The 24,465-nt window shown below is 66.8% G+C and carries 24 protein-coding genes and 1 tRNA gene; 9 read left to right on the top strand and 16 right to left on the bottom strand.

Translation table 11 applies throughout. The annotated features are described in order from the left end of the window. Positions 1-11: 11 nt before the first annotated feature. The 3 genes from mutY to mutM all read right to left on the bottom strand — a co-directional run bounded on the left by mutY (position 12) and on the right by mutM (position 4,056). Positions 12-1,055: an A/G-specific adenine glycosylase gene (gene mutY, locus DZC73_RS19760; protein WP_124542079.1), complete on the bottom strand. Its 1,044-nt coding sequence runs from the start codon at positions 1,053-1,055 to the stop codon at positions 12-14. Beyond that, complete coding sequence (locus DZC73_RS19755) at positions 1,052-3,079, bottom strand: dynamin family protein (RefSeq protein WP_124542078.1); 2,028 nt, start codon at positions 3,077-3,079, stop codon at positions 1,052-1,054. Before DZC73_RS19755 ends, mutY begins: the two co-directional genes overlap by 4 nt. Before the next feature lie 146 nt (positions 3,080-3,225). Next, positions 3,226-4,056 (bottom strand): bifunctional DNA-formamidopyrimidine glycosylase/DNA-(apurinic or apyrimidinic site) lyase, encoded by an 831-nt coding sequence (mutM, locus tag DZC73_RS19750; protein ID WP_124542077.1) that lies wholly within the window; start codon positions 4,054-4,056, stop codon positions 3,226-3,228. Between the two features lie 100 nt (positions 4,057-4,156). Here mutM and DZC73_RS19745 point away from each other — a divergent pair, with 100 nt between their 5' ends. The 8 genes from DZC73_RS19745 (at position 4,157) to DZC73_RS19710 (ending at position 10,494) form a co-directional block, all read left to right on the top strand. Then, on the top strand, positions 4,157-5,980 hold the full coding sequence (locus DZC73_RS19745) for a tetratricopeptide repeat protein (protein WP_124542076.1): 1,824 nt from the start codon (positions 4,157-4,159) through the stop codon (positions 5,978-5,980). Between the two features lie 26 nt (positions 5,981-6,006). Beyond that, the gene (locus tag DZC73_RS19740; protein WP_235835204.1) at positions 6,007-6,516 is read left to right on the top strand and encodes an outer membrane lipoprotein LolB; all 510 of its coding nucleotides are present in this window, start codon (positions 6,007-6,009) and stop codon (positions 6,514-6,516) included. A 64-nt stretch (positions 6,517-6,580) separates the two neighbouring features. After that, entirely contained in the window at positions 6,581-7,480 is a 900-nt protein-coding gene (gene ispE, locus DZC73_RS19735) for a 4-(cytidine 5'-diphospho)-2-C-methyl-D-erythritol kinase (protein ID WP_198414908.1), read from the top strand. A 36-nt stretch (positions 7,481-7,516) separates the two neighbouring features. Next, positions 7,517-7,593 (top strand) — tRNA-Gln (locus tag DZC73_RS19730). A gap of 99 nt (positions 7,594-7,692) precedes the next feature. Next, the gene (locus DZC73_RS19725) at positions 7,693-8,655 is read left to right on the top strand and encodes a ribose-phosphate pyrophosphokinase (RefSeq protein ID WP_235835203.1); all 963 of its coding nucleotides are present in this window, start codon (positions 7,693-7,695) and stop codon (positions 8,653-8,655) included. 81 nt (positions 8,656-8,736) lie between these two features. Continuing rightward, entirely contained in the window at positions 8,737-9,381 is a 645-nt protein-coding gene (locus DZC73_RS19720; protein ID WP_124542073.1) for a 50S ribosomal protein L25/general stress protein Ctc, read from the top strand. A 91-nt stretch (positions 9,382-9,472) separates the two neighbouring features. Continuing rightward, entirely contained in the window at positions 9,473-10,108 is a 636-nt protein-coding gene (gene pth / locus DZC73_RS19715) for an aminoacyl-tRNA hydrolase (protein WP_124542072.1), read from the top strand. Further along, positions 10,105-10,494 carry a hypothetical protein gene (locus DZC73_RS19710; protein ID WP_124542071.1) on the top strand — a complete coding sequence of 130 codons (390 nt, stop codon included), beginning with the start codon at positions 10,105-10,107 and terminating at the stop codon, positions 10,492-10,494. The genes pth and DZC73_RS19710 overlap by 4 nt, the downstream gene beginning before the upstream one ends. 44 nt (positions 10,495-10,538) lie before the next feature. Here the strand turns inward: DZC73_RS19710 and DZC73_RS19705 are convergent, their stop codons facing one another. From DZC73_RS19705 to hisF, 4 genes are read right to left on the bottom strand one after another with little or no spacing between them, the layout of a single operon-like run. After that, entirely contained in the window at positions 10,539-10,832 is a 294-nt protein-coding gene (locus tag DZC73_RS19705; protein ID WP_124542070.1) for a YfhL family 4Fe-4S dicluster ferredoxin, read from the bottom strand. A 32-nt stretch (positions 10,833-10,864) separates the two neighbouring features. Beyond that, complete coding sequence (gene coaD, locus DZC73_RS19700; RefSeq protein WP_124542069.1) at positions 10,865-11,365, bottom strand: pantetheine-phosphate adenylyltransferase; 501 nt, start codon at positions 11,363-11,365, stop codon at positions 10,865-10,867. Positions 11,366-11,412: 47 nt separating this feature from the next. Then, entirely contained in the window at positions 11,413-12,006 is a 594-nt protein-coding gene (gene rsmD / locus DZC73_RS19695; protein ID WP_124542068.1) for a 16S rRNA (guanine(966)-N(2))-methyltransferase RsmD, read from the bottom strand. Beyond that, positions 12,003-12,782 (bottom strand): imidazole glycerol phosphate synthase subunit HisF, encoded by a 780-nt coding sequence (gene hisF, locus DZC73_RS19690; RefSeq protein ID WP_124542067.1) that lies wholly within the window; start codon positions 12,780-12,782, stop codon positions 12,003-12,005. Before hisF ends, rsmD begins: the two co-directional genes overlap by 4 nt. 186 nt (positions 12,783-12,968) lie before the next feature. On the opposite strand from hisF, the gene DZC73_RS19685 reads away from it, so the two are divergent. Beyond that, positions 12,969-13,559, top strand: a complete 591-nt coding sequence (locus DZC73_RS19685) for a CHRD domain-containing protein (RefSeq protein ID WP_124542066.1) — start codon at positions 12,969-12,971, stop codon at positions 13,557-13,559. Between the two features lie 24 nt (positions 13,560-13,583). Here the strand turns inward: DZC73_RS19685 and hisA are convergent, their stop codons facing one another. From hisA to DZC73_RS19640, 9 genes are all read right to left on the bottom strand, one after another. After that, positions 13,584-14,327 (bottom strand): 1-(5-phosphoribosyl)-5-[(5-phosphoribosylamino)methylideneamino]imidazole-4-carboxamide isomerase, encoded by a 744-nt coding sequence (hisA, locus tag DZC73_RS19680; protein ID WP_124542065.1) that lies wholly within the window; start codon positions 14,325-14,327, stop codon positions 13,584-13,586. A 58-nt stretch (positions 14,328-14,385) separates the two neighbouring features. Beyond that, positions 14,386-15,033, bottom strand: a complete 648-nt coding sequence (hisH, locus tag DZC73_RS19675) for an imidazole glycerol phosphate synthase subunit HisH (protein WP_124542064.1) — start codon at positions 15,031-15,033, stop codon at positions 14,386-14,388. 2 nt (positions 15,034-15,035) lie between these two features. Continuing rightward, on the bottom strand, positions 15,036-15,632 hold the full coding sequence (gene hisB, locus DZC73_RS19670) for an imidazoleglycerol-phosphate dehydratase HisB (RefSeq protein ID WP_124542063.1): 597 nt from the start codon (positions 15,630-15,632) through the stop codon (positions 15,036-15,038). Further along, positions 15,632-16,711 (bottom strand): histidinol-phosphate transaminase, encoded by a 1,080-nt coding sequence (hisC, locus tag DZC73_RS19665; protein WP_235835202.1) that lies wholly within the window; start codon positions 16,709-16,711, stop codon positions 15,632-15,634. The genes hisB and hisC overlap by 1 nt, the downstream gene beginning before the upstream one ends. Then, positions 16,708-18,030: a histidinol dehydrogenase gene (hisD, locus tag DZC73_RS19660; RefSeq protein WP_124542062.1), complete on the bottom strand. Its 1,323-nt coding sequence runs from the start codon at positions 18,028-18,030 to the stop codon at positions 16,708-16,710. The genes hisC and hisD overlap by 4 nt, the downstream gene beginning before the upstream one ends. Beyond that, positions 18,027-18,665: an ATP phosphoribosyltransferase gene (gene hisG, locus DZC73_RS19655; RefSeq protein WP_124542061.1), complete on the bottom strand. Its 639-nt coding sequence runs from the start codon at positions 18,663-18,665 to the stop codon at positions 18,027-18,029. Before hisG ends, hisD begins: the two co-directional genes overlap by 4 nt. A 79-nt stretch (positions 18,666-18,744) precedes the next feature. Further along, positions 18,745-20,016, bottom strand: a complete 1,272-nt coding sequence (gene murA, locus DZC73_RS19650) for a UDP-N-acetylglucosamine 1-carboxyvinyltransferase (protein ID WP_124542060.1) — start codon at positions 20,014-20,016, stop codon at positions 18,745-18,747. Positions 20,017-20,100: 84 nt separating this feature from the next. Next, positions 20,101-20,364 (bottom strand): BolA family protein, encoded by a 264-nt coding sequence (locus tag DZC73_RS19645; protein WP_124542059.1) that lies wholly within the window; start codon positions 20,362-20,364, stop codon positions 20,101-20,103. A 35-nt stretch (positions 20,365-20,399) separates the two neighbouring features. Beyond that, positions 20,400-24,311, bottom strand: coding sequence for a DUF3683 domain-containing protein (locus DZC73_RS19640; protein WP_124542058.1), 3,912 nt, complete (start codon positions 24,309-24,311; stop codon positions 20,400-20,402). Positions 24,312-24,465: the final 154 nt, after the last annotated feature.

Below are 24,465 nucleotides of genomic sequence, written 5' to 3'. Positions count from 1 at the left end.
GTGCTGCTGGCCTAAGACGTCGCCAGCAGCTTGCGCAAGGGCGCCGGCACACCGGCGGCCAGCGCTTCGTCCAGGGTGAACCAGCGTCCTGCAGGCAGGGCCTGGGTCACCTGTTCGGCCTTGGCCTTCACGGGCAAGGTCCAGCGGATGGGATGCAGCCGCCAGTCGAGGTGGGTGAGCACGTGGGTGAAGCTTTCCAGCGCTTCACCTGCACCCGGCCATTGCCCGGCCAGCGCGTCGAAGGACTCTCCGCTGTCGAACTCCGGCAGGCTCCACAAGCCCGCCCACACGCCGGTGTCGGGCCGCTGCGTAAGCCAGAGCTGGTCGCGCCATTGCAGCCACAACCACACATGCTCGCGCCGGCCGCGCTTGAGCTTGCGGGTCTTGACGGGATAGGCCTCGGGCCGATCCTGCTGGCGCGCCCGGCAATCGGCCTGCACGGGGCACAACAGGCAATGCGGTGAGCGCGTGACGCACACGGTGGCCCCCAGGTCCATCAGGCCTTGCGTGTACGACTCGATGCCCTCGTCCGGCAGCAGCCGCGTGGCGTGGTCCCACAGCTTGCGTTCGCTGGCGCTGGAGGCCAGGTCGTCATCGAACGCGAGGAAGCGCGACAGCACACGCTTGACGTTGCCGTCGAGGATCGCGACTCGTTCGCCGAAGCAGAAGGCCGCCACCGCCGCGGCCGTCGATCGTCCGATCCCCGGCAGCTCCGCCAGTTGGGCTGCACTTCGCGGAAACTGCCCGCCGTGCTCGCCCACCACGGCCTGCGCGCAGCGGTGCAGGTTGCGTGCACGGCTGTAGTAGCCCAGGCCGCTCCACATCGCGAACACGTCGTCGATGCTCGCGGCAGCCAGCGCGGACACGTCGGGGAATCGCTCGAGGAAGCGCTCGTAGTAGCCGAGCACGGTGGAGACCTGCGTCTGCTGCAACATGATCTCCGACAGCCACACGCGGTACGGGTCGCGCGTGCGCTGCCACGGCAGGGTGTGCCGGCCATGGCTGCGCTGCCACTCGACGACGCGCGTCGAGAATGAAGGGTCCGCGGCGCTCACCCTTGGGCGTGGCGAAGCAGCATGGGCGCCGGCTCGTCGCTCGGCGGCAGGTTCAGTCGCAGCAGGCCATCGGCGGTTTCGGTGGGGCCATCGAGCACCACGTCCACCTCGGGCGTGTCGGGGTTGCGAAGCGCGTTGGCCAGCTCGCCCACGCGCTGCAGGAACTGCTGCAGGCGCTGGTCCTGCGTCTCGATCTCGCTGATGCGCTGTTCCAGCTCGCCAGCCGCGTTCTGGATGCGCTCCAGCGCCTCGCGCCTGCGGCGGAAACCACGGCGGCGCTCGCGCAGCTGCGAATCGACCTGCGCCGACGCGCCCTTGCTCCACAGCTCCAGCTCGCCGCTGGCGTTCTCGTACACGACGCGCAGCTTGGACACCAGCATGCGGCGGAACTGCTCCATGAACTTGGGCTGCGACAGGCGCAGCGCCTGCGTGAGGCCCAGGTACTGCACGTAGTTGCGCTCGATGAGCCCCAGCTCGCGCACGTAGCGCTCCAGGTCAGGCCCCTTGGGCAGCGCCAGGCTGAAACCGAACTCGGCATTGAGCTTGGTGAACGAGGCCGACAGCATGTCGCGGATCTCGTTGCCGCGCTTTTGCCCGGCTTCCAGCAGTTCGCGCAACCGGTTGCACAGGCCCATGAAGGCCTTCTTCGCGCCCAGGTTGAGGATGGACGCGGCCATCTGCTCCTGCATCTGCGCGACTTCCTCGCGCAGGCGGTCGCTGGACAGGCCGATGAGCGCATCCTTGAGCATGCGCGTGTGCACCACGCGCAAGGCCTGCAGGCGCGAGGTGCACAGCTCGAATTCCGCGGTTTCCTCTTCCACGCGCTTGAGCATCATGCGCACCTTGGCGCCGCTCTTGCCGCGGATGCCGCGCAGCTCGAGCATCTGCTCGGCGAGCTGGCGGCGTGAATCGCCCAGGCGGCGCGACACATGGGTCTCGACGTCTTCGACCGCGTCGACCAGCGCCTGCTGGATCACTTCGCGGCGCTTGGGCAGCAATTGCGAGGACAACGCCTCTTCAAGCGTGGTGAGCCGGCTGGCTTCCAGGCCCTTGGCATCTCCGGCCAGGCGGGCCGCCAGGGCCTGCCGCGCGGACAGCGGGAAGACGCGCTCCGGCGCGATCTCCAGGGTACGGGCGGTGGACTGGCGCTGCGATTCGATCTGCGCGGAGATCTGCTCGGCCGTGGCCAGCGGATCGATCATCGCGTCGATCTTGTTGAGCACCACGAAGCGTGCGAGGTTGTGCGTGTCCAGGTGGTCGCGCCAGATGGACATGTCGGACTTGGTCACGCCGGTGTCGGCACCCAGGATGAACACCGTGGCATGTGCACTGGGCAGCAGGCTCAGCGTCAGTTCGGGCTCGGCGCCGATGGCGTTCAGGCCCGGCGTGTCCAGCACCACCAGGCCCTGCTTGAGCAGGGGATGCGGGTAGTTGATGAGCGCGTGGCGCCACTCGGGCACTTCCACGCGGCCTTCGTCGTCCAGCGGCGGGTTCTCGGACGGACGGGCGTCGTCCCAGAAGCCCAGCGTGACGGCCTCTTCCTTCGAGACCCAGCGCGTGCGCATCACTTCCTTCAAGGCGCTGGACAGCTCCTCGGAGGACTTCACGTTCAGCTCGATGTGCGTCCAGGCGCGCGGCTGCAGGCGCAGCTCGCCCAGCGACAGGCCTTCGAGCCGGGTGGTGATGGGCAGCAGCGACAGCAGCGGTGGCTCTTCCGGGTCGTAGGCCAGCTCCACCGGGCACATGGTGGTGCGGCCCGGGGTGGCGGGCAGCACGCGGCGGCCGGCATCGGCGAAGAAGATGGCGTTGATCAGCTCGGACTTGCCGCGCGAGAACTCGGCGACGAAAGCCACGACGAGCTTCTCGCCGGCCAGGCGGGATGCCAGCGCGGCCAGCGATTCGGTGGTGGGGCCATCGGCCAGGTCATGCTCGCCGAGGTAGCGCTGCAGATCGCCCAGACGCCGACCAAGCGAGGTGCGCCAACTGGTGAGCGCATCGAAATTGGTGGCGAAAGTGGGCGTCATCGTGGCTGGGAACGCTGGCAAAAAAAGTACCGCTCAGGAGCGGCAGACATGTCCGGGGCATGGTAGCGCAAGGGGTGCCGGCCACGCCCGATGAAACATCTGCATACCAAATCCTTCCAGACTTGGCGTGACGAGTTCAACGCCTTTCAGCGCTTTTGGCAAGTGGGGCAGAAGAAGGTCGAGCGCTGCCCCTGCACCAGCCGCCTGATTGGTGCACCGCACACCCGGCAAGGTTCCTTCTCGCGGCCATAGACGCCGGCCTGCGCCTGGAACTGGCCTTCCATGCCGTGCGCATCGCGAAAGTCGCGCAGCGTGGAGCCCCCCAGCGCCAGCGCCCGGGCCAGGGTGTCGCGCACCGCATGGGCCAGCCTGTCGGCCCGCGGACGGCTGATGCGGTCGCTGCGGGTGCGCGGGTCGATGCCCGCCTGGTACAGCGCCTCGCAGGCGTAGATGTTGCCCGCGCCCACCACGATGTCGCCGGCCAGCAACGCCAGCTTGACGGCCACGCGGCGTTTCTTGAGCTGCTGATGCAGGTGCTCGCCGGTGAAGGCCGGGTCGAAGGGCTCCAGCCCCAGGCCGGCCAGCAGCTTGGCGGCCATGCCTTCGTCGCGGCTGTCGGACCACACCACGGCCCCGAAACGGCGCGGGTCAGTCAGCCGCAAGGTTCCGTTCGTGGTGACGAGGTCGAAGTGGTCGTGGGTGCCCGGCTCGCCCGGCGCCAGCGTGAAGGCCAGCGAGCCGGACATGCCCAGGTGCATCAGCACGCCGCCGAGGTCGTTGCCGTTGTGCGCCAATGGCAACCAGAGGTATTTGCCGCGCCGCGAGGCCTCGCCCACCGTGCGGCCCACGAGTGTGTCGGGCTCTATGCCCAGCGGCCAGCGCAGCGGCTTGCCCAGGCGCACGGCCGTCACCCGCGCGCCCTGGATGCGCTGCGCAAAACTCTGTCGCGTCGTCTCGACTTCGGGCAATTCGGGCATGGAGGGAATTATCACGACCCGGCACGGTCAATGCAGTCACGCGGCTGTTTTCCGGGCTGCGCCGACCACTAGAATCGTTTGAGCTACAGGAGTTGTCTGAATGCCAGCCCGTTTCCCTACTCGCCTTCGTGCGCTGGCCCTGGCCGCGTGCGCCACGCTGGCGAGCCACGCCGCCTTTGCGCAAGACGATCTGCTCGTCCGTTCGCGGCTGGACCGCCAGCTTTTCCTTCAGGTGCTCATCGGCGAGATCGAGCTGCGCGAAGGCGAGGTGGGCACCGCCTACGAGGTGATGCTCGAAGCCGCCAAGCGCTCCAAGGAAGAGCAGATCTTCAAGCGTACCGTGGACATCGCCTTGCAGGCCGGCGCCGGCGAACAGGCTCTTGCCGCCGCCAAGACCTGGCGCGAGGAGATGCCGCAATCGCTGGATGCGCACCGCTACGTCATCCAGATCCTCGTCGCGCTGAATCGGCCGGCGGACACGGCCGACACGCTGTCCTCGCTCATCAAGATCACGCCCGAGGCGGAGCGGCCGTCGATCATCATGAACATGCCGCGCTTCTTCTCGCGCGTGGCCGACCGCAAGGCCACCGTGGCGCTGATGGAGAAGGTGACGCAGCCTTATGCCGAGCAGGCCAGCACGAAGGCCGCGGTGAACGTGGCCATCGGACATGCGTGGTTCATGGCCGAAGACACGGGCAAGGCGCTGGAGTACGCCCGCCGCGCCCATGAGCAGGATCCGGCCTCCGAAGGCGCGGCACTCTTCGCGCTGGAAATGCTGCCGGGCGTCGCACCGGCTGAAGAGCTGGTCGTCGACCACCTGAAGGTCAAGCCCACGAGCGACGGCATCCGGCAGGTGTATGCGCGGATCCTGAGCGCCTCGCAGCGCTTTGCCGACGCGGCCGTGCAGCTGGAACAGGTGACGCAGCATCAGCCGCAGGTCGCCGGGCCGTATCTCACGCTGGGTGCGCTGTACCTGGAGTTGAAGCAGTCCAAGCAGGCCACGGACGCGCTGGTGAAATACCTGGAAGTCGCGCAGGCCGCACCCGTGAAGGCACCGGCCAAGGCCGAAACCAAGCCCGCCACGCCAACCAAGCCGCAGGGCGATGACGACGACGATGACGACGACGCCTCACCGGCTTCGGCCGCAGCCGACCAGGGCGTGACCCAGGCCTGGCTGATGCTGGCCCAGGCGGCGGAACAGCAAGGCGACTTCAAGTCCGCCGAGATCTGGCTCGCCAAGGTCGACAACCCGCAGCGCGCGCTGGAGGTCGTCGCAAGGCGCGCCTCGCTGCTGGCACGCCAGGGCAAGATCAAGGAAGCGCGTGACCTCATCCACCGCTCGCCCGAGCGCAGCCAGGACGATGCCCGCGCCAAGCTGCTGGCCGAGGCGCAGGTGCTGCGCGACGTGAAGCGCTGGTCCGACGCCAACAGCGTGCTGGCCAGCGCCAACAAGAAGTTCCCGAACGACGTGGACCTGCTGTACGAGCAGTCCATGATGGCCGAGAAGCTCAACAAGCTCGACGAGATGGAAAAGCTGTTGCGCAAGGTCATCGAGATCAAGCCCGACCACCACCACGCCTACAACGCGCTGGGCTATTCGCTGGCCGAGCGCAATACCCGCCTGCCCGAGGCGAAGGCGCTGATCCAGAAGGCGCTGGAGATCGCACCGGGCGAGCCCTTCATCACCGACAGCATGGGCTGGGTAGAGTACCGCAGCGGCAACCGGGCGGAGGCGATCCGCCTGCTGCGCGGCGCCTATCGCTCGCGGCCTGATCCCGAGATCGGCGCCCACCTGGGCGAGGTGCTGTGGATCAACGGCGAGCGCGACGAGGCCAAGCGCGTGTGGCGCGAGGCTCGGGCCAAGGATTCCGCCAACGACGTGCTGCGCGAGACGCTGGCGCGCCTGCGGGTCGGCGACCTGTGATCCGGCGTGCGTGGCTGGCGGCGCTCGTGGCCGCCATCGTCCTCGCAGGCTGCGCGACACAGCAGGCCACGGGCCCAAGGCAGTACAGCACGCCGGATTCGCTTGCGGGCCGCATGACGGTGAAGGTCGATGCGACGCCCACCTCGCAGGCCCGCAACGTGACCGCCGTGTTCGACCTGCAAGGCACGCCCGAGCAAGGCAAGCTGGACTTGTCCACGCCGCTGGGCACGGTGCTCGCGCAGGCGCGCTGGGCGCCGGGCAAGGTGGCGCTGGTCACGTCGCAAGGCGAGACGGCCTTCGCGACGCTCGATGAGCTCACCCGCGAGGTGCTGGGCGAAAGCCTGCCGGTGGCTGCCCTCTTCGACTGGTTGCGCGGCCGCCCGTGGCCGGGTGCGCCGAGCACGTCTGATGGCGACAAGGCCTTCAAGCAACTGGGCTGGACGGTCAGCCTGGCGCAGTTCGGCGACGGCCTCATCGCCGCCAGCCGCGCCGAGGCGCCGGCCGTGAGCGTGCGCGCCAAGCTGGACGCGCAATGAGCCGCGCACGGCCGCCCGAAGTGGCTCGCACCGCAGTGCGCAGCACGGAGGTTTTCCAATGAGCCTGCGCAGCCTCTGGGACGTCCCGGCACCCGCCAAGCTCAACCTGTTCCTGCACGTGGTGGGGCGCCGCCCCGACGGCTACCACCTGCTGCAGTCGGTCTTCGTGATGATCGACTGGGCCGATACGCTGCATTTCGAGCGCCGCAGCGACGGCCGGCTGTCGCGTCACGATCTCAGCGCGGCGCTGCCTGCGGACGACCTCTGCCTGCGTGCCGCCCGGCTGCTGCAGGCCGAGAGCGGCGTGTCGCTGGGCGCCGACATTTCCATCGACAAGCAGGTGCCCTGGGGCGCCGGCATGGGTGGCGGCAGTTCGGACGCCGCGTCGACGCTGCTGGCGCTGAACCGCCTGTGGCATCTGGACTGGCCCCTGTCGCGCCTGATGCCCCTGGGGCTCAAGCTCGGGGCGGACGTGCCGTTTTTCCTCGGTGGCCACAATGCGTGGGTCGAAGGCATCGGCGAGCAGCTGACGCCCATGGACATCCCCGCGCAATGGCTGGCTGTCGTGAAACCCGCCGCGAACATCGCCACGCAGGCAATTTTCACAAGCCCATTGCTGGTACGCGACACCAAAGCTGCTATACTCGCAGGCTTTCTTGCAGACGCTGGAATTGAGAAGCTTCTCGCAGGGTATGGCCGCAACGATTTGCAGCCCCCGGCGCAGGCTCACAGTCCCGAGGTGGCCCAGGCCGCCAAGCTGCTTGAAGAACGCTTTGGCAACAGCCGCATGACGGGCTCCGGCAGCGCGGTGTTTGCAAGAGCGGGCAAGGTTGAAGGCAAAGAATTCAGAGGCACAGAGCGCCCGCCCATGGCGACAATACCGGCGGATCTTCCACCGGGTTGGGCAGGCAGAATGTGCCGAAGCCTGGAGCTTCATCCCCTCGCGGGCTGGGCTTCAAGCTGACGGTTGAGGTTGGCCGCGCAAGCGGCGGACCGGTGTAGGGGAGTCGCCAAGTTGGTTAAGGCATCGGATTTTGATTCCGACATGCGAGGGTTCGAGTCCTTCCTCCCCTGCCAAATCTCTTCACTGTGATTCCCGGTACGGCGCAATGCGGTACGCAGGGGCTGAACCTGATGGGTTGAATGAAGAACCCTGCAAGCCTCGACGGAGGGAATGTGCTTTTCAACACCGTGCTCTTCACCGGTAACGCCAACCCCGCGCTGGCGCAGGAAATCGCATCCCATCTCGGCATCGAACTCGGCAAGGCCAAGGTCGGCCGCTTCTCCGACGGCGAGGTCGACTGCGAAATCCAGCAGAACGTGCGTGCCCGCGACATCTTCGTGGTCCAGCCCACCTGCGCGCCGACCAACGAAAACCTGATGGAGCTGTGCATCATGGTCGACGCGCTCAAGCGCGCGTCCGCCCGCCGTGTCACCGCTGTCATCCCCTACTTCGGCTACGCCCGGCAAGACCGCCGGCCGCGCTCCACCCGGGTGCCCATCAGCGCCAAGGTGGTGGCCAACATGCTGGAAGCCGTGGGCGTCGAGCGCCTGCTGACCATGGACCTGCACGCCGACCAGATCCAGGGCTTCTTCAACATCCCCGTCGACAACATCTACGCCTCTCCGGTCCTGCTGGCCGACGTGAAGACCAAGAACTACGAGAACCTCGTGGTGGTCTCGCCCGACGTGGGCGGCGTGGTGCGCGCCCGGGCGCTGGCCAAGCAGCTGGGCTGCGACCTGGCCATCATCGACAAGCGCCGCCCCAAAGCAAACGTGTCCGAAGTCATGCACGTCATCGGCGACATTGACGGCCGCAACTGCGTGATCATGGACGACATGATCGACACTGCCGGCACGCTGGTGAAGGCAGCCGAAGTCCTGAAGGACCGCGGCGCCAAGAGCGTGTACGCCTACTGCACCCACGCCGTGTTCTCCGGCCCGGCGATCGGCCGCATCAAGGGCTCGGCGCTGGACGAAGTCGTCATCACGAACACCATTCCCTTGTCCGAGGAAGGCAAGGCCTGCTCGAAGGTTCGGCAGCTGTCCGTCGCCTTCCTCTTCGCCGAGACCATCCGCCGCATTTCCGACGGTGAATCGGTGACCTCCCTCTTCGCGGAACAGAACAACAACTTCTGAGCCGCGTTTTCGCGGGGCCCGCAAGGGCCTCATCCCATGAGGCAGCCTGGTCGCGGGTGCCTCGAACATTTGGAGTTACTCATGAAATTCGTCGCTTTCGAGCGCACGCTGCAGGGGACCGGAGCGAGCCGCCGCCTGCGCAATGCGCAAAAGGTGCCTGGCATCGTCTACGGTGCAGGCGAGCCGGCCAAGATCGAGCTGGACCACAACGCCCTCTTCTTCGCGCTGAAGAAGGAAGCCTTCCACTCCACCGTGCTGGAGATGGAACTGGCCGGCAAGACCGAGCAGGTCATCCTGCGCGACTACCAGATGCACGCCTTCCGCCCGATCGTGCTGCACGTGGACTTCCAGCGCGTGGACGCCACCACCAAGATCACGAAGAAGGTGCCCCTGCACTTCGCGAACGAGGAAAACTCGCCGGCCGTCAAGACCGACAAGTGCCTGGTGAACCACGTGGTCACCGAGCTGATGATCCAGTGCCTGGCCGCCCAGCTGCCTGAGTTCATCGAGGTCGACCTCGGCAACCTCGCCAAGGGTGGTTCGCTGCACGTGAACGACATCAAGCTGCCCGCCGGCAGCAAGGTCGTGCTGCACGGCAAGAAGAACCCGGTGATCGTGTCGGTCTCCGAGCAAGTGGCTGAAGAAGAAGCCGCGCCCGTCGTTACCGCTCCTGTCGCTGCCGAAAAGGGCAAGGGCAAGAAGGACGAAAAGCAGAACAAGCGCTGATGCGCACCCGGTTGCGGCCTGCGGGCTGCAGCGTCAAGCCCCGCCTCGGCGGGGCTTTTTCATTTCCGCGGCGCCTCGATAATCCAGCCCCATGATCAAGTTGCTTGTCGGCCTGGGCAACCCCGGCCCTGAATACGAAGCCACCCGGCACAATGCCGGCTTCTGGTGGATCGACGAAGTCGCGCGCAAGCTGGGTGCGAACCTGGTGCCCGAGCGAGCCTACTTCGGGCTCGTGGCGCGGGTGAACCGGCCCGATGGGCCGATCTGGCTGCTGGAGCCGATGACCTTCATGAACCTCTCGGGCAAGTCGGTGGCGGCCCTGGCGCGCTTCTTCAAGATCTTGCCGAACGAGGTCCTCGTGGTGCATGACGAGCTCGATCTCGTCCCCGGCCAGATGAAGCTCAAGCTGGGCGGCAGCCATGCCGGCCACAACGGCTTGCGCGACATCCATGCGCAGCTGGGCACAGCCGACTATTGGCGGCTGCGGCTGGGCATCGGACACCCGGGCGTGAAGGCCGAAGTCGTCAACTACGTGCTCAAGAAACCGTCGCCGGAGCACCGCGAAGCGATCGAGAAGGCCATCGACCAGTCGCTCACGGCGCTGGACCTCATCCTGGCAGGCGACATGGAAAAGGCGATGATGAAGGTGCACGCCAAGCCACCGCGCCCCAAGCCGCCCAAGCCCGAACCCAAGCCTGACGCCCCCGCCCCGGAGACCTCGACATGACACGCTTGCTGATGCTCCTCATCCTGGCCGCGGCAGCCGGCGCCGCACAGGCCGGCCAGGCCATCTATCGGTGCGGCCAGACCTACTCGCAAACGCCCTGCCCGGACGGAAAGATCGTCGAATCCACCGACCCTCGCACGGCAGCGCAGCGCGCCGAGGCCAAGCGGGTGGCGGCCAAGGAAAAACAGCTGGCCGCAAAGATGGAGCGCGAGCGCAAGGAGCGTGAGGCCGCCTCTGCGCCGCAAGGTGCCGCCAGCCTGAGTGCACCGGCGCCGGCGGAGCCTGCATCGTCACCAGCGCCAAAGGCCAAGGTTCACAAGAGCAAGCCGAAGAAGAAGACTGCCGCCAACAAGGATTTCACCGCCGTCGTGCCTGGCGGCAAGTAGATCTCCGGAACACAACGCGGGCGCCGATGTGCGCCCGCAGCGGATCAAACGTCCGCCGGAATCAGCTTGATGTTCACCTCAGGCACACCCGCCGCGCGCTGCAGGCCCTGGTATTTCTGCCACAGCGTCAGCTTGGTCTCCACGCGGTTCGGATCGACCGGGATGCAACTCACCGGGCAGACCTGCACGCACTGCGGCTCGTCGAAATGGCCGACGCACTCGGTGCACTTGTCCGGCGCGATCTCATAGAACTCGGCGCCCATGGAGATGGCCTGGTTCGGGCACTCCGGCTCGCACACATCGCAGTTGATGCATTCGTCGGTGATGAGCAGAGCCATGGCCGGGTACTTCCAGGGGATCCAAAAAAGAATCAGTTGCTGGCTTTGACGCGATTCTTGAGCCGGTCGTTCACGGACGCCGACACGAACTTCGACACATCGCCGCCCAGCGTGGCGATTTCACGCACGAAGGTGCCGGAGACGAATTGGTACTGGTCGCTGGGCGTGAGGAACAGGGTTTCGACGTCGGGCATGAGCTGGCGGTTCATGCCGGCCATCTGGAATTCGTACTCGAAGTCGCTCACCGCCCGCAGGCCGCGGACCACCACCTTGCCGCCGTTGGCCACCACGAAGTCTCGCAGCAGGCCGCGGAAGGCGATGACTTCGACATTGGGGTACTTGCTGGCCAGCTCCTGGGCGATCTCCAGGCGCTCATCGATGGTGAACATCGTGCGCTTGTGGTGGCCGGCCGCCACGGCCAGGATCAGCCGCTCGAACAGCCGGCTGGCGCGGCGCATCAGGTCTTCGTGGCCCAGGGTCATCGGGTCGAAGGTGCCCGGATAGACGGCGGTGAGTTTGGTCACGGAGGTCAAGTGGCGCTCCTGCGCGATGGGTTGCGGCCGCAGTGTAGCCCGGTGTTTCAAACGGTGCGCGGCGCCGTGTTGCGTTGCAGCAGATGAAAGTGCACGGCACCGGCACGAGCGTGGCGATGAACCTTCAGGCCGGCACCAGAAACGGTCGCGTCATCGAACGGTCGATCGGCCTCCAGGTACAGGAATCCGCCCTCCACCAGCAAAGGCGATGCCGCCTGGATGGCTGCTTCGAACACGTTGGCATCGAACGGCGGATCGATGAACACCAGCTCAAAGCTGCCCTGGGACGCTCGGCGCATCCAGGCCAGCCCGTCAGCGGCCTCGATCCGGACCATCTCCGCCTTGAGCTTGGCCTTGATGGCATTGAGCCCTTGCGCGAGCGAGCGCTCGCGTTCGAGCATCACCACCTGCGCCGCACCGCGGGATGCCGCCTCGAATCCGAGCGCGCCGCTGCCGGCGAAGGCGTCCAGGCAGCGCCAGCCGTCCAGGTCCTGCCCCAGCCAGTTGAACAAGGTCTCGCGGACGCGGTCGGGCGTGGGTCGCAACCCTGGCAGATCGGCCACCGGCAGCTTGGTGCGCTTCCACTGCCCGCCGATGATCCGCACCTCACGCGGCGGGCCGCGCCTTGCTGCAGCCGTCATTGGCGCACCGGGATGCCGCGGCTGGCCATCAGCGCCTTGGCCTCGCCCACGGTGTGCTGGCCGTAGTGGAAGATGCTCGCCGCCAGCACTGCATCGGCCCCACCCTTCTGGATGCCATCGGCCAAGTGTTCCAGGTTGCCCACGCCACCGGAGGCAATGACCGGCACGCTCACCGCATCGCTCACCGCCCGGGTCAGCTCCAGGTCGAAGCCGATCTTGGTGCCGTCGCGGTCCATGCTGGTCAGCAGGATCTCGCCCGCGCCATGCTCGGCCATCTGGCGTGCCCAGGCCACGGCATCCAGGCCGGTGTTCTTGCGGCCACCGTGGGTGTAGACGTCCCAGCCGTCACCGCGTGCCGCCAGGTCATCGCCCTGCCGCTGCTTGGCGTCGATCGCCACCACGATGCACTGCGCGCCGTACTTGGCTGACGCATCGCGGATGACCTGCGGGTTGGCCACCGCCGCCGAGTTGAAGCTCACCTTGTCGGCGCCGGCATTCAGCAGCCGCCGCACGTCCTCCACCACCCGCACGCCGCCGCCCACGGTGAGCGGAATGAACACCTGCGAGGCCACCGCCTCGATGATGTGCAGGATCAGGTCGCGCCCGTCACTGGTGGCAGTGATGTCCAGGAAGGTCAGTTCGTCCGCACCCTGGTCGTTGTAGCGGGCCGCGATCTCCACCGGGTCGCCGGCATCGCGCAATTCAACGAAGTTGACGCCCTTGACCACACGGCCTCCGGTGACGTCCAGGCAGGGAATGATTCGTTTGGCAAGCATGGGGGCCTCGGCTGGAGAGATTCACTATACCCACGCGGGCGGCGCGGGCCGCCGCGCGGGTGTCACGTCCGCTTGCGAACCTGGGCGCGCGGCGCGGATGAAACCGCCGCCGCTCGTCGTACACCAAGGCTCGCCAGCGGAATGAGCCGCGCGGGCGCAGCCATTCAAGGACAGGAGGACGAACTCATGAGATCGAGTGCATTGATCGCCGCCGCCCTGGGCGCCGCCACGGCAATGCCGGCCGCCGCGGTCACGACCATCTACGTCGCCACGCTCAACGGCGCCAGCGAAGTCATTCCGAATGCGTCGCCCGGCACGGGCACGGCACGCGTCACCGTGGATTCGGTGCTGCACACCATGCGGGTGGAAAGCAGCTTCGCCGGGCTGGCGGGCGGCAACACCGCCGCCCACATCCACTGCTGCACCGCCACGCCAGACACCGGTGCCGCCGGCGTGGCAACCACCACGCCCACCTTCACCGGCTTCCCTTCGGGCACCACGTCGGGCACCTACGACCACACCTTCGACATGGACCTGGCGTCGAGCTGGAACGGCTCGTTCATCACCGCCCACGGCGGCACGACAGCCGGTGCGTTCGCCTTTTTTGCATCCGGGCTGGATGCAGGAACGACCTACTTCAACATCCACACGACCGCCTTTCCGGGCGGGGAGATTCGCGGCTTCTTGCATGCGGTGCCGGAGCCCGAGACCTACGCGCTGATGCTCGTGGGCCTGGGCCTGGTGGGGTGGACGGCGTCTCGCCGCCGCAGGGTCTGAGTTTTCTCGGGGAGGACGACCGGGTCAGGCGCCATTGAGCTCGTCGGCGCGCTTTTGCGCGCCGGCGAAATCGAGGTCGCCGGTGTAGATGGCCCGGCCGCAGATCACGCCTTCGATGCCTTCGTGGGCCACCGCGCACAGCTTCTCGATGTCCGCGATGCCACCCAGCCCGCCCGAGGCGATGACCGGGATGGACAGCGACTGCGCCAGCTTCACCGTCGCGTCGATGTTGATGCCGCTCAACATCCCGTCGCGCCCGATGTCGGTGTAGATCACGCCCTCGACGCCGTAATCCTCGAACTTCTGGGCCAAATCGACCACCTCGTGGCCGGTCAGCTTGCTCCAGCCGTCCGTCGCCACCTTGCCGTCCTTGGCGTCCAGCCCCACGATGATGTGGCCGCCGAAGGCGCTGCAGGCGTCCTTCAGGAAGCCCGGGCTCTTCACCGCGGCGGTGCCGATGATGACGAAACTCAGGCCATCGTCCAGGTAGCGCTCGATGGTGTCCAGGTCGCGGATGCCGCCACCCAGCTGCACGGGGATCTCGTCACCCACTTCGGCCAGGATGGCCTTGATCGCCGGCTCGTTCACCGGCTTGCCGGCGAAGGCGCCATTCAGGTCGACCAGGTGCAACCGGCGTGCGCCGGCATTGACCCATCGTCGTGCGATGGCCGCAGGATCGTCACCGAAGGTGGTGGAGTCGTTCATGTCGCCTTGTTTCAGGCGGACGCACTTGCCGTCTTTCAGGTCGATCGCGGGAATCAGCAGCATGGCCGAGGGGCTGGTGGGTAAGGGAGTGAGTGCCCGAGAAGGCTCAGATGGGTGCTGGTCACGGAGTCCAGTGAAGGAAGTTTCGGTACAAGGCTAGGCCGTGTTCCGCGCTTTTCTCGGGGTGAAACTGGGTGGCGAAAATATTATCCCGGGCCAGCGCGCAGGTAAAGCGCTCGCCGTACTCGGTTTCGCCAGCGCTGTGGCGTGCGTCGGACGGGCGGGCGTAGAAGCTGTGCACGAAATAGAACATGGCGCCATCTGGCACGCCCGCCCAGATCTTGTGCGGCTGCGCCTGGATCACGGCGTTCCAGCCCATCTGCGGCACCTTGTAGCGGCTGCCGTCAGGCTGCAGCCGGCCTTCGAGCCGGAAGCGCTTCACCTCGCCGGGAATGAGGGCCAGCCCGTCGGTGGGCCCTTCCTCGCTGTGCGACAGCAGCATCTGCATGCCCACGCACACACCCATGAGTGGCTTGTTGGCAGCGGCGTGGAGCACGGCGTCCAGCAGGCCGGAATCGCGCAGTTCGCGCATGCAGTCGGGCATGGCTCCCTGCCCGGGCAGCACGATGCGTTCGGCAGCGTAGACCTCCTCGGGCTTGGAGGTGACGATGACGTCCACGTCCGAGCCCTTGGCCACGTGCATCACGGCCTGCGAGACCGAGCGCAGGTTGCCCATGCCGTAGTCGACGACGGCGACGGTCCTGGACATGGCTACAGGCTTCCCTTCGTGGACGGGATGACCCCGGAAGCCCGCGGATCGATTTCCAGCGCCATGCGCAGCGCCCGCGCGAAGGCCTTGAAGATGGTCTCGCACTGGTGGTGCGCGTTCTCGCCGTGCAGGTTGTCGATGTGCAGCGTCACGCCGGCATGGTTCGAGAAGCCCTGGAAGAACTCATAGACGAGCTGGGTGTCGAGCTGGCCGATCATGCCGCTCTTGAAGTTCACCCGCATGTGCAGGCCGGGGCGGCCGGAGAAGTCGATGACCACCCGCGACAGCGCCTCGTCCAGCGGCACGTAGGCATGGCCGTAGCGGCGCAGGCCCTTCTTGTCGCCCACGGCCTTGGCCATCGCCTGGCCGAAGGTGATGCCCACGTCTTCCACCGTGTGGTGGCCGTCGATGTGCAGGTCGCCCTTGCAGTCGATGTCCAGGTCGATGAGCCCGTGGCGCGCGATCTGGTCGAGCATGTGGTCGAAAAAGCCGATGCCCGTCACGAACTTCGCGGCACCCGTGCCGTCCAGGTTCAGGGCAACGCGGATCTGCGTCTCGGCGGTGTTGCGGACGACTTCAGCTTTGCGTTCGGTACTCATCACAGGCTCGCCTTCAGGGCGTCGATCATCTTCAGGTTTTCATCCGGTGTTCCCACCGTGATGCGCAGGCAATTCTTCAGCAAAGGGTGCACGAACGCCACGTTCTTCACAAGCACGCCCCGTGCCTTCATGCCCTCGAAGGTGGCCTTCGAGTCGGGCACGCGGGCGAGGATCATGTTGGCATCGCTAGTGAAAGGCGTGACGTCGGGCAGCTCGCGCAGCCAGCCCTGGATCTTCTCGCGTTCGGCACGGATCGTGGCGGCCTGCTTCGCGTACTCGTCCACGTGCTCCAGCGCGAACAGCGCCGCCTCGCAGTTCAGCACGCTGATGTTGAAGGGCGGACGCAGCTTGTCGACTTCCTTGATGATCGGCTTGCGGCCGATGAGGTAGCCGATGCGCACGCCCGCCAGGCCGAACTTGCTCATGGTGCGCATGAGCAGCACGTGCTCGTGGCGCTTGAGGCGCTCCAGCGAATCACGTGCGGCGAAGGGCTGGTAGGCCTCGTCCATCACCACGAGGCCCGGTGCGGCTTCGATGATGGCGTCCACCGCCGCGTCGTTCCAGAGGTTGGCGGTCGGGTTGTTCGGGTAGGCCAGGTAGACCAGCGAGGGCTGGTGCTCCTTCACCGCGGCGAGCATGGCCGGCAGGTCCAGCTCGAAACGGTCGGTCAGCGGCACGCCCACGAACTTCAGGCCCTGCAGCTCGGCGGACATCTGGTACATGACGAAGCCCGGCAGCGGCGCGATCACCGTCGCGCCCGGCACGTCGCAAGCGAGCGTGAGCAGCGAGATCAGCTCGTCCGAGCCGTTGCCCAGCATGATGTCGCAGCCTTCGGGCATCAGCGCGTGCTTCGCCAACTCGGCGCGCAGCACGTCGCTGCGCTCGGCCGGGTAGCGGTTGAGCGCCAGCTCCGCCAGCCGCTCGCCCAGTTGCTTGCGCAGGTGGGCCGGCAGCAGGAACGGGTTTTCCATGGTGTCGATCTTCACCATGCCCGCCGAGGGCTGCACCGCATAGCCGTGCATGGACTGGATGTCCTGGCGAATGACCTTCTTCATCCGTTGTTCCAGTGCGGCGCTCATTGCGCGGTTCCTTTCAAGCGAAGTTCAGCAGCACGGGCGTGGGCTTGCAAGCCTTCGCCATAGGCCAATTCAGCAGCGATCGGCCCCAGCACCTGGGCACCCGCCTCGCTCACCTCGATCAGGCTCGATCGCTTCTGGAAGTCATACACGCCAAGCGGCGAGGAGAAGCGGCAGGTACCAGAAGTCGGCAGCACGTGGTTGGGCCCGGCACAGTAGTCACCCAGGCTTTCACTGGTGTAGGCGCCCAGGAAGATGGCGCCGGCATGGCGCAGCAGCGGCTCGTAGCGGTGCGGCTCGCGGGCGCTCACCTCCAGGTGCTCGGGCGCGATGCGGTTGCTGATCTCGCAGGCTTCTTCCATGCTGCGGGTGTGGATGAGTGCACCACGCCCTTCCAGCGAGGCGCGGATCACGTCCTTGCGCGGCATGTCGGGCAGGAGGCGGTCGATGGCTTCCTTCACGCGATCGATGTAGCCGCGATCCGGACACAGCAGGATGCTTTGCGCGAGTTCGTCATGCTCGGCCTGGCTGAAGAGGTCCATCGCAACCCAGTCGGGCGGCGTGGAGCCGTCGGCCAGCACGAGGATCTCGCTGGGCCCGGCGATCATGTCGATGCCCACCTTGCCGAACACGCGGCGCTTGGCGCTGGCCACGTAGGCGTTGCCGGGGCCGGTGATCTTGTCGACCGACGGAATGGTCTTCGTGCCGTAGGCGAGCGCAGCAACCGCCTGCGCACCGCCCACCGTGAAGGCGCGATCCACGCCGGCGACCGCCGCGGCAGCCAGCACCAGCGCATTGCGCTCGCCTCGCGGCGTGGGCACGACCATGATGATCTCGCCTACGCCGGCCACCTTGGCCGGCAGGGCATTCATCAGCACGCTGGACGGATAGGCCGCCTTGCCGCCGGGCACGTAGATGCCCACTCGGTCCAGCGGCGTGACTTTCTGGCCCAGCAGCGTGCCGTCCTCGTCGCGGTAGCTCCACGAGCGGCCGCAGGCTTCGAGCTGGCGCTCGTGGTAGCTGCGCACCCGGCGGGCGGCGGCTTCAAGCGCGGCGCGCTGCTTCGCGGGAATGGATGCCAGCGCGGCTTGCAGCTCGGCCTGGCTGATCTCCAGTGCAGACACGCTGGGCGCATCGACGCCATCGAAGCGCTGGGTGTACTCGAGCACGGCTTCGTCGCCGCGTGCCTGCACGTCGGCGAGGATGCTGCCCACGCGCTCCTCGATCGCATGATCCTGCTCCGCACTCCAATGCAGCACATGCTGGAACGACGTGTCGAAGTCGGCAGCAGTGGTGGCGAGGATGCGGAGATTGGTGCTCATGATGCGATGGCTTTGGCGAATGAATCGATGATGTTGCGGATGGGTTCGCGCTTCAACTTCAGCGCGGCCTGGTTCACGACGAGGCGCGAGGAAATCTCCATGATCTTCTCGACCTCGACGAGGTGGTTGGCCTTCAAGGTGGAGCCGGTGGAGACGAGGTCGACGATGGCGTCGGCCAGTCCGGTCAGCGGCGCGAGCTCCATGGACCCGTACAGCTTGATCAGGTCGACGTGGACGCCCTTGTTGGCGAAATGTTCGCTGGCGATGGTGGTGAACTTCGTGGCCACGCGGATGCGCGAGCCTTGCTTCACCGCGGCTTCGTAGTCGAAGTCCGCCCGCACGGCCACGCTCATGCGGCAGCGCGCGATCTTCAGGTCCAGTGGCTGGTACATGCCGGCGCCGCCGTGCTCGTACAGCGTGTCCTTGCCGGTGATGCCGAGGTCGGCGCCGCCGTACTGCACGTAGGTCGGCACGTCGGTGGCGCGCACGAGCACGAGGCGCACTTCGGGGTTGCTGGTGCCGATGATGAGCTTGCGGGACTTCTCGGGGTCTTCGCTGACCTCGATGCCGGCCGCCTTCAGCAGCGGCAGGGTCTCGTCGAAGATGCGTCCTTTGGACAGGGCAAGAGTAATCATCGCGCCTCCTGCCGAGCCGCCTCAAAGGAGGCGCGCGCGCCCTCGGGGGGCAGCGAACGGATGTGAGCTTGGGGGTTGTTCATTTCGTTCGCTCGATGTCCGCGCCGATGCCGCGCAGCTTGGCTTCCATCTGGTCGTAGCCGCGGTCCAGGTGGTAGATGCGGTCCACGATCGTCTCGCCCTCGGCCACGAGGCCGGCGATGACGAGGCTGGCTGAGGCGCGCAGGTCCGTGGCCATCACCGTGGCGCCCGACAGGCCCGGCACGCCGGTGACATAGGCCGTGTGCCCATCCACCTCGATCTTCGCGCCCAGGCGCACGAGCTCGTTCACGTGCATGAAGCGGTTCTCGAAGATGGTCTCGGTGACCTTGGCCGTGCCGTCGGCGATGCAGTTCAGCGCCATGAACTGCGCCTGCATGTCGGTCGGGAAGGCGGGGTACTCGCTGGTCTTGAAGCCCACGGCACGCGGACGCTGGCTGGCCTTCACGCGGATCCAGCCGTCACCCGCTTCGATGGTGGCACCGGCCTCGCGAAGCTTGTCGACCACCGCGCCCAGGTGGCCGGCGTTGGCGCGCTTGAGCAGCACGTCGCCACCGGCGGCCGCCACGGCGCACAGGAAGGTGCCGGTCTCGATGCGGTCAGGAATGATCTCGTGCGCTGCGGCCGGCGCCAGGCCCGTCAGCTTCTCCACGCCCTGGATGCGGATGCGCGCCGTGCCGTGCCCCTCGATCTTCGCGCCCATCTTGATGAGCATCTCGGCCAGGTCGGGAATCTCCGGCTCCTGCGCCGCGTTCTCCAGGATGGTCTCGCCCTCGGCCAGCGCCGCGGCCATCAGGAAATTCTCGGTGCCCGTCACCGTCACCATGTCGGTGGTGATGCGCGCACCCTTGAGCCGCGTGGCCTTGGCGATGATGTAGCCGTGCTCCACCTTCACGTCCGCACCCATGGCCTGCATGCCCTTGATGTGCTGGTCCACCGGCCGCGAGCCGATGGCGCAGCCGCCGGGCAGCGACACCGTCGCCTGGCCGAAGCGCGCCAGCAGCGGCCCCAGCACGAGGATGGAGGCGCGCATCGTCTTCACGAGGTCATACGGCGCCTCGGGCTTGGTGACCTTGCCGGCGTCCAGGGTGACCTGGTCGGGCTGCGATTCGCTGCGCTCGGCCGTCACGCCCATGTTGCGCAGCAGCTTCAGCGTGGTGCTCACGTCCTGCAGGCGCGGGACGTTGTTCAAGGTGACCGGTTCAGCCGACAGCAGTGCGGCGCACAGCTCCGGCAGCGCGGCGTTCTTGGCACCGGAGATCGTGACTTCGCCCTGGAGCTGGCGGCCACCGCGGATGAGAAGTTTGTCCATGAGCGTCTTCTTTGCCCATGCCCATCGCGGCCACCAAACCTGCTGGCGCAGGCTCGCCAGCCGCAGTGAACACTGCGGCGGTTGTCAGTGGTGGTGGGTGGCGGCCGCGGCGGTTGCCCACTCGGCCGGGGTCAGCGTCTTCATCGACAAGGCGTGGATTTGCTCACGCATTCTATCGCCCAGGGCCCGGTAGACCTTCTGGTGGCGCGCCACGCGGCTCGCGCCCTCGAATTCGGACGACACGATGGTCGCGAAGAAGTGGCGACCATCGCCCTCGACTTCGAGGTGCTCGCAGGGCAGCCCTTGCGCGATGTAGCGCTGGACTTCGGCGGGGGTGGGGTCGGCCATGGTGGGTCCGATTGTAATGGTCGATCCCACCGTGATCAGACGAGGACTCGCTCGATGCCGCCCGCGTTGGCGCGCTCGACGTATTCCGGCATCCAGTCCTCCCCGAGGATCTGGTTGGCCATCTCCACGACGATGTAGTCTGCCTCCAGCAGCCCGTTGTTCAGGTCGCCGGTGTAGCGCGACAGGCCCTGCAGGCAGCTCGGGCAGGAGGTCAGGATCTTCACCGGCCCCTTCTCGGGCACGCCGCCGGTGGCGCGCAGGGCGGCTTCATCCTTGCGCAACTCTTCTTCCTTGCGGAAGCGCACCTGCGTGGAGATGTCCGGCCGCGTCACGCCCAGGGTGCCGCTCTCGCCGCAGCAGCGCTCGCTCTTGCGCACGTTGTCGCCCACCAGCGCCTTGACCGTCTTCATCGGCTCCTGCTGCTTCATCGGCGTGTGGCAGGGGTCGTGGTACAGGTAGCCGCCCGCGCCCTGGCCGGGCTGCAGGGTGATGCCCTTTTCCAGCAGGTACTCGTGGATGTCCACGATGCGGCAGCCCGGGAAGATCTTGTCGAACTGGTAGCCCTGGAGCTGGTCGTAGCAGGTGCCGCAGCTCACCACCACGGTCTTGATGTCCAGGTAGTTGAGCGTGTTGGCCACGCGGTGGAACAGCACCCGGTTGTCGGTGATGATCTTCTCGGCCTTGTCGAACTGGCCCGAGCCCTTCTGCGGGTAGCCGCAGCACAGGTAGCCCGGCGGCAGCACGGTCTGCACACCGGCGTGCCAGAGCATCGCCTGCGTGGCCAGGCCCACCTGCGAGAAGAGGCGCTCCGAGCCGCATCCCGGGAAGTAGAAGACGGCTTCGGTGTCGGAGGTCGTCTTCTTCGGGTCGCGGATGATGGGGACGTAGTTCTTGTCCTCGATGTCCAGGAGCGCGCGCGCCGTCTTCTTGGGCAGGCCGCCCGGCAGTTTCTTGTTGATGAAGTGGATCACCTGCTCCTTGATCGGAGCCGTGCCCACCGACGACGGGGGCGCCGCCGTCTGCTTGTTCGCCAAGCCGCGCAGCAGCGTGTTGGCCGCGCGCTGGGCCCGGAAGCCCACGTCCACCATCGCCGTGCGCAGCAGCTTGATGGTCTCGGGGTTGGTGGCGTTGAGCATCATCATCGCCATCTTGTTGCCGGGGCGGAAGCTCTTCTTGCCCATCTTGCGCAAGAGGTTGCGCATGTTCATGGACACATCGCCGAAGTCGATCTTCACCGGGCAGGGCGACAGGCACTTGTGGCACACCGTGCAGTGGTCGGCCACGTCCTCGAACTCTTCCCAGTGCTTGATGGACACGCCGCGGCGCGTCTGCTCTTCGTAGAGGAAGGCTTCCACCAGCAGCGAGGTGGCCAGGATCTTGTTGCGCGGGCTGTACAGCAGGTTGGCGCGCGGCACGTGGGTGGCACACACCGGCTTGCACTTGCCGCAGCGCAGGCAGTCCTTCACCGAGTTGGCGATCTCGCCGATGTCGCTTTGCTGCATGATCAGCGACTCGTGCCCCATCAGCCCGAAGCTGGGCGTGTAGGCGTTGGTGAGGTCGGCCTTGAACAGCGCGCCGTCGAAGGTCGCATCACGCAGCAGCTTGCCCTTGTTGAAGCGGCCCTCGGGGTCCACGCGCTGCTTGTAGGCGGTGAAGTTGGCCAGCTCCTCATCGGTGAGGAATTCGAGCTTGGTGATGCCGATGCCGTGCTCGCCGCTGATCACACCGTCCAGCGAACGCGCCAGCTTCATGATGCGCGCCACGGCCTCGTGCGCCGTCTGCAGCATCTCGTAGTTGTCGCTGTTGACCGGGATGTTGGTGTGCACGTTGCCGTCGCCGGCGTGCATGTGCAGCGCCACCCACACACGGCCGCGCAGCACTTCCTTGTGGATCTTCTGGGCCTCGTCGACGATGGCCGACAGCGCAGCACCCGAGAAGATCTGTTGCAGCACAGCGCGGATCTGCGTCTTCCACGACGCGCGCAGGGTGTGGTCCTGCAGGTCGGTGAAGAACGTGCGGCCGGTGTCGGCCTGCACCACGTCCAGCTGCGTCATCCACTGCTGCCACAGGCCGCGCACTTCGCGCACCACGGCCAGCGCCTGCTGCACGCGGTCTTCCAGCAGTTCGGCCGCGGGAATCTCGCTCGCGTCGTCGCCCTTGCCCAGCGGCAGGTTGCCGCCGAGGAAGAACTCCTCCAGCCGGTCGGCCAGCGCGATCTTGTTGCGCAGGCTCAGCTCGATGTTGATGCGCTCGATGCCCTCGGTGTACTCGCCCATGCGCGGCAGCGGGATCACCACGTCCTCGTTCACCTTGAACGCGTTCGTGTGCTTGCTGATGGCGGCCGTGCGCTTGCGGTCCAGCCAGAACTTCTTGCGCGCCTCGGCGCTCACCGCGACGAAGCCTTCGCCCGAGCGGCTGTTGGCGATGCGGATGACCTCGCTGGTGGCACGCGCCACCACGTCGGCGTCGTTGCCGGCGATGTCGCCCACCAGCACCATCTTGGGCAGCGTGCCGCGCTTGCTCTTGGTGGCATAGCCCACCGCACGCAGGTAGCGGTCGTCCAGGTGCTCCAGGCCCGCGAGGATGGCGCCGCCCGCCTTCGCCTCGGCGAACATGAAGTCCTTGATCTCGACGATCGAGGGCACCGCATCCTTCGCGTTGCCGAAGAACTCCAGGCACACCGTGCGGGTGTGGGCGGGCATCTTGTGCACCACCCAGCGGCAGCTGGTGATCAGTCCGTCGCAGCCTTCCTTCTGGATGCCGGGCAGGCCGGCGAGGAACTTGTCGGTGACGTCCTTGCCCAGGCCTTCCTTGCGGAACACGCGGCCGGGCACTTCCAGCGTCTCGGTGCGCTCCAGGGTCTTGCCGCTGGCGTCGTAGTAGCGCAGCTCGAAGGTCGCCACCTCCACGTCATGGATCTTGCCCATGTTGTGGTTGATGCGGATCACCTCCAGCCACTTGGCCTCGGGCGTCACCATGCGCCAGGAGGCGAGGTTGTCCAGCGCCGTGCCCCAGAGCACGGCCTTCTTGCCACCCGCGTTCATGGCGACGTTGCCGCCCACGCAGGAGGCCTCGGCCGAGGTCGGGTCCACGGCGAAGACGAAGCCGGCACGCTCGGCGGTGTCAGCCACGCGCTGGGTGACGACTCCGGCCTCGGTCCAGATGGTGGCGACCTCGCGGTCCAGGCCAGGCAAGGTCTTCATCTCGACGGCCGTCATGGCCTCGAGCTTCTCGGTGTTGATGACCGCGCTCTTCCAGGTCAGCGGCACCGCGCCGCCGGTGTAGCCCGTGCCGCCCCCACGCGGGATGATGGTCAGGCCCAGCTCGATGCAGGCGGCCACGAGGCCCGCCATCTCGGCCTCGGTGTCGGGCGTGAGCACGACGAAGGGATATTCGACGCGCCAGTCGGTGGCGTCGGTGACGTGCGAGACGCGGCTCAGGCCATCGAACTTGATGTTGTCCTTGGCCGTGTGCTTGCCCAGCACCTTGGTGGCCCGCTTGCGCAGGTCGTAGGTGTCGCGGAACTGCGCGGCGAAGGACTCGACCGCGCCGGAGGCCGCCTTGAGCAGTTCACCGACGTTTCGGTCGCGCTCGGCATCGGCCTGTGGCGTGCGGCGCTTCTCGATCTCGTGCAGCCGGTGGTGCAGCGCCTCGATGAGCAGCGCACGACGACGCGGGTTGTCCAGCATGTCGTCTTGCAGGTACGGGTTGCGCTGGACCACCCAGATGTCGCCCAGCACCTCATAGAGCATGCGGGCCGACCGGCCGGTCTGGCGCTCCTCGCGCAGCTTGTTCAGGACCTCCCAGGAACGGGAGCCCAGCAGCCTGATCACGATCTCGCGATCGGAAAACGAGGTGTAGTTGTACGGAATCTCGCGCAGACGGGGCGCGCCGTGGGCCAGCGCGGCGGCGCCGGCAATCTCGTTCAGGGTGGCGGGTGCGTTCATCGGATGTTCGCGAGAGGGTTCAGGTCGTCCGCCGAACCGCCCGTGGTGCGGGCAGCGCCCCTCGGGGCAGGAGCGAAGCGGCTGGTGGGCTCTCGACTCTCAGCACTTGAGGGTGAATGGTACCCCACACCGTGTTTTCCCTCGGTTGGGTAAG

The sequence above is a fragment of the Rhizobacter terrae genome (assembly GCF_003852895.1).
Classification (GTDB): domain Bacteria; phylum Pseudomonadota; class Gammaproteobacteria; order Burkholderiales; family Burkholderiaceae_C; genus Albitalea; species Albitalea terrae.
This window is presented reverse-complemented; position numbering and strand designations above follow the sequence as displayed.